At 71.0% G+C, this 4,506-nt stretch carries 4 protein-coding genes; 2 read left to right on the forward strand and 2 right to left on the reverse strand.

What is annotated here, in order from left to right:
• Window positions 1-653: 653 nt before the first annotated feature.
• Window positions 654-1,538, reverse strand: coding sequence for an SCO6745 family protein (locus tag VGX25_RS05680; RefSeq protein ID WP_326916534.1), 885 nt, complete (start codon window positions 1,536-1,538; stop codon window positions 654-656).
• Window positions 1,539-1,636: 98 nt separating this feature from the next.
• Here VGX25_RS05680 and VGX25_RS05685 point away from each other — a divergent pair, with 98 nt between their 5' ends.
• Window positions 1,637-2,167 carry a TetR/AcrR family transcriptional regulator gene (locus tag VGX25_RS05685; protein ID WP_326916535.1) on the forward strand — a complete coding sequence of 177 codons (531 nt, stop codon included), beginning with the start codon at window positions 1,637-1,639 and terminating at the stop codon, window positions 2,165-2,167.
• Window positions 2,168-2,176: 9 nt separating this feature from the next.
• Window positions 2,177-3,664, forward strand: a complete 1,488-nt coding sequence (locus VGX25_RS05690; protein WP_326916536.1) for a long-chain fatty acid--CoA ligase — start codon at window positions 2,177-2,179, stop codon at window positions 3,662-3,664.
• On the opposite strand, the gene VGX25_RS05695 is transcribed toward VGX25_RS05690, so the two are convergent.
• Window positions 3,627-4,506 (reverse strand): glycoside hydrolase family 5 protein (locus VGX25_RS05695; protein WP_326916537.1); only part of this gene is annotated, 880 nt, incomplete at its 5' end. The genes VGX25_RS05690 and VGX25_RS05695 overlap by 38 nt on opposite strands.

Genomic DNA, 4,506 nt, shown 5'->3' on the forward strand with positions numbered 1-4,506 from the left:
GCGACCTGGGCGATCGGCTTGTTCGTCTCGCGGACGATCCGGACCGCTCCCTCACGGAACTCCCGGTCGAACCGCCGTCGCTTCTCCGGCATGGCGCATCATCCTCATAGTCCATGCCTCCACGGTCTGGGGGGAACCTCATTCCTCACGGTGGGGAGTGAAGGTGGCCCTGGTGCGATGGCGAGGAAAGTGGCCTTCGTGTGGCGGTGGAATGAAGTCGACATGGGTGGCTGCATACCGTGGTGGAGGCGCCTTCAGCGGGGAACGGAGGTCGCCTTCACGCGGCCGGGGAAATGAGTTCGGCGTGGGGTGACTGACGCGGTGAAGGTCGCCTTCGGCGGAGGGGATGGAGGCCGCCTTCACGTGACGGATGGGGAGGGAAGGTGGCTTTCGTCGCTGCCTGCCGCGGTGGAGGTGACCTTCGGCCGGGGGACGAAGGTCGCCTCCACGTCGCAGGTGGGAATGAAGTCGACTTGGGTGGCTGCATACCGTGGTGAAGGTGGCGTTCGTTGGGAGGAATGAAGGCCGCCTTCATGTCGCGGGTGGAGAGGGAAGGTGGCTTCCGGGCTGGGTGTGGTGGGTGAAGGTGGACTTCGGGGGAGGGTGGATGAAAGGTGGCGGTTGTGGGGGATGGGCCGGGGGGAAGGCGTACTTCATTTCGCTTCGGGGGCGGGTTTTCTTGGCTTGATGCCCAGGGTGTTCTGTTTGGGCAGAAGGCCGGAGCGGACCACGGTTTGCATGATCGGCATTGTCAGCTGGGCGAGGCGGGTGGCTCCGGTCTGGCCGAGGGTTCGCCAGGGGGCGGCGGCCAGCTCGTCGGTGTGGCGCTCGATGGAGGCGCGGAGTTCCTTTCCTTGTGGGGTGGCGGTTCCCGCGCCATCGAGTATGCCTCGGGCGGCGAGCCGGGCGGTGGCGGCGGCCCATTCGTCGTCCGTCCAACCGCGACTGGTGAAGACCTCCTTCGGCGCGGCGTCCACGGCGGCGAACGAGACCAGGGACTCGCACGGGTCGAGGCCGGCGGTGAGCAGGGCGGCCACGTGCCCGTCCCCGCGATGTTCGCGCAGCACGGTGGTGGCGTGCCACAGCGCCAGATGCGGCTCGTCCGGCCATGGCTGATCGGCGTTGGCCGCGGCCAGCGGGCGGCCGGCGGTGGTGGCCGACTCGGCCGCGGTCCTGGCCAGCCGGGCGGCCTCGGCGATCTCCGGGCCGTCGATCGCGGCGCCGAGCAGCCGGCGGTAGAACCGGTCGACGCCCCGGACCCGGGCGCGCAGCACGTCCGCCGGAGCGGCCACGTTCCAGGCGGCGGGGACGTGCCGGCGGACCTTCGCCGGGCTGAAGCTGTAGAAGGTGGCCGACACCAGCTCCGGTCCCGCGGGGCCGAGCGGCGCGGACCGCACCGCGAAGTATCTCGCCCAGAACGCGTCCGCCGCATAGCCCAGCGCCGCGGCCTCCTCGATCACCTCGGGCGCGTAGTAGACCGGCGCGTGCACCGGCTCCAGCAGCTGCCACATCTGCCGCACCATCGCCAGGTCCGACATCGTCATCCTCCTCGGGGCCGGCAACCATCTAGCCAGTGACTAGATTGCCGACCCGAAGGTAACTTGTCAATGGCTAGATCGAGGGTAAGGTCTCGAGCATGGCTTACCACCACGGTGATCTGCGTCGCGTGGTGCTCGACACCGCGCAGCGGGTGATCGCCGAGTCCGGCCCCGCCGCCCTCAACCTGCGCGACCTGGCCCGCCGGGCCGGCGTCTCGCACGCGGCTCCGGCCTACCACTTCGGGGACAAGGCCGGCCTGCTCACCGCGATCGCCGTCGAGGGCTACGAGCTGCTCGCCGACGCGCTCGCCGAGGCGCCCGGGGACCTGCGCGAGCTGGGCGTGCGCTACGTCCGCTTCGCCCTCGACCATCCCGCGCACTTCGAAATCATGTTCCGGCCCGATCTCTACCATCGCGACGCGGCCGAGGTGATCGCCGCCCGGGACCGCGCCGGCCGCCGGCTCCGCGCGGCCGTGCGCACCGCCCGGCCGGGCAAGCCGGACCTGGCCCGCCTCGCGGCCTGGTCCCTTGCCCACGGCTTCACCATGCTGTGGCGTACCGGCAACCTCGGCGACGCCGACCCCGCCGAGCTGTTCCGGGCCGTGGCCGGCCAGACGTTCACCACCTGAGGAGGGGCCATGCGCAACCAGGGCATCGGGTCGTGGCCGGCGCGCCGGGCGCGGATGTCGCCGGACCGGACCGCGGTGATCCACGACGGTCGCGAGTGGACATACCGGCAGCTGTACGAGCGCAGCCTCCGGCTGGCCCACGCGCTCGGCGTGCGGCGCGGGGACCGGGTCGCCTACCTCGGCCCCAACCACCCGACGTTCCTTGAGACCCTGTTCGCCACCGGCGCGCTCGGCGCGATCTTCGTGCCGCTCAACACCCGGCTGGCCGTGCCGGAGCTGGCGCACATCCTGCGCGACAGCGGCGCCTCCGTCCTGATCCACTCCCCCGCGCACGCCGAAACCGTTGCGGCGCTACGGAATCAGGTCGACCTGCCGCGGGTGCTGGACTTCGACGCGGCGAACCCGACCGGCGGCCCGGTCGACCCGCTCGACGAGCCGGTCGGCGTGGACGAGGTGGCGATCATCATGTACACCTCGGGGACCACCGGGCACCCCAAGGGGGTTGCGCTCAGCCACGCCAACATCGTCTGGAACAGCCTGAACGTGCTGATCGACGTCGACCTCGCCGGCGACGAGGTGACCCTGGTCAACGCGCCGATGTTCCACGTCGCCGCGCTCAACCAGACCGTGCTGCCCACGTTCCTCAAGGGCGGCACCCTGGTCCTGGAGTCCGCCTTCGACCCGGCCCGCGCCCTGACGCTGATCGCCCGCCACCGGGTGACCTACCTGTTCGGCGTTCCCGCGATGTTCCAGGCCATCGCCGCCTCCCCCGGCTGGCCCGACGCCGACCTGTCCTCGGTGCGCTCCATGATCTGCGGCGGCGCCCCCGTCCCCGAGGCCCTCATCGCCACCTACCGGGCCCGCGGCCTGACCTTCCTGCAGGGCTACGGCCTCACCGAGTCCGGCCCCAGCGCCCTGTTCCTGCGCGCCCACGACGCCCCGGACAAGATCGGCTCCGCCGGCACCCCGTGCTTCTTCACCGACATCCGCGTCGTGCGCGCCGACGGAACCGCGGTCTCCCCCGGCGAACCCGGCGAGATCCTGGTCCACGGCCCGCACGTCATGACCGGCTACTGGCACAACCCCGCCGAAACCGCCGCCGTGCTGTCGCCCGACGGTTGGCTGCGCACCGGCGATGTCGCGATTTCCGACGACGACGGCCACCTCTACATCCGCGACCGGGTGAAGGACATGATCATCTCCGGCGGCGAGAACATCTACCCCGTCGAGATCGAGGACATCCTCTACCACCACCCGGCCGTCGCCGAATGCGCCGTCATCGGCGTTCCCGACGAACGCTGGGGCGAAGTGGGCCGCGCCATCGTCGTCCCCCGGCCCGGCGCCGCCCCCACCGAGGCCGAGCTACTCCGGTTCCTCTCCGGCAAGATCGCCAAATACAAGATCCCGAAGTCCGTCGTGTTCACCGATTCCTTGCCCCGCAACGCATCCGGCAAGATCCTCAAGAGCAGGCTGCGCGCCGTCTACACGAACCGTTAGCGGGCCACGAGGCCCGGATGGTGACCGTGACCGCAGCGGCGCCGGTGGCCTCGATCAGGGTGCGGTGATGCGGGGCGTCGCCGGTGATCCTGCCGCCGGTGACCGTGATGTCGTAGCCGTCGGGGTCATGCAGCGGGCCGATGAAGATCTCGGTGGGGACGCCGAGGTCGGCCGGCCGGTAGGTGTAGGAGAAGTCGCCGGTGGCCGGGTCGAACGACAGCGCGACCGGGACGCCGGCGGTGGCCTGCGGGTAGGTGCGGACCAGGGTGCGCAGCTTGGCCGGCTCGGCCGAGCCCAGATCCGCGTCGTCGGTGAACAGCCCCTGCGCCCGGTCGGCCGTCGTGGGGTCGCGCCAGGTCTTGTAGGCCCAGTGCATCCAGCCGGTCAGGTGCCGGTCGGCGACGGCGGTGTCGATGGCCAGGGCGGTCAGGTTGTCGGTGGCGCCGAACTCCGACATCAGCCCGACCGCGCCCATCCGGTCGGCCTGGGCCAGCGCGGCGCGGTTGCGCTCGTCGCTGAAGTCGGCGCACCTGGCGATGTCGTGCGGCAGGCCCTGGGATTCGAGGAAGACCTCCGGGCAGTAGTTGTGCAACGAGTAGCCGAGCCGGCTCTCGCCGGGCACCGGCCCGAAGTGGATCGGCACCGACTGCCCGCCGGCGAACTGTTGCGGTTCGAACCAGACGATGCCGTGCGGGTCGACGGCCCGGATGGCCGCGGCGGCCCTGGTGTACGCCGGCTGCAGCTCGGCGGTGTAGTGGCTCGGGCAGCCGTCGATCAGGCATCCCGGCCACTCCGGCCCAGCCCACGGCTCGTTGAGCAGGTCGTAGCCCATGGTGTAGGGC

Source organism: Actinophytocola sp., assembly GCF_035942955.1.
Lineage (GTDB): Bacteria > Actinomycetota > Actinomycetes > Mycobacteriales > Pseudonocardiaceae > DASYTH01.

What these genes read in the sequence shown, in the direction of transcription:
- VGX25_RS05680 (WP_326916534.1), bottom strand. Translation starts at nt 1,538, where the DNA reads ATGTCGGACCTGGCGATGGTGCGGCAGATGTGGCAGCTGCTGGAGCCG.
- VGX25_RS05685 (WP_326916535.1), top strand. Translation starts at nt 1,637, where the DNA reads ATGGCTTACCACCACGGTGATCTGCGTCGCGTGGTGCTCGACACCGCG.
- VGX25_RS05690 (WP_326916536.1), top strand. Translation starts at nt 2,177, where the DNA reads ATGCGCAACCAGGGCATCGGGTCGTGGCCGGCGCGCCGGGCGCGGATG.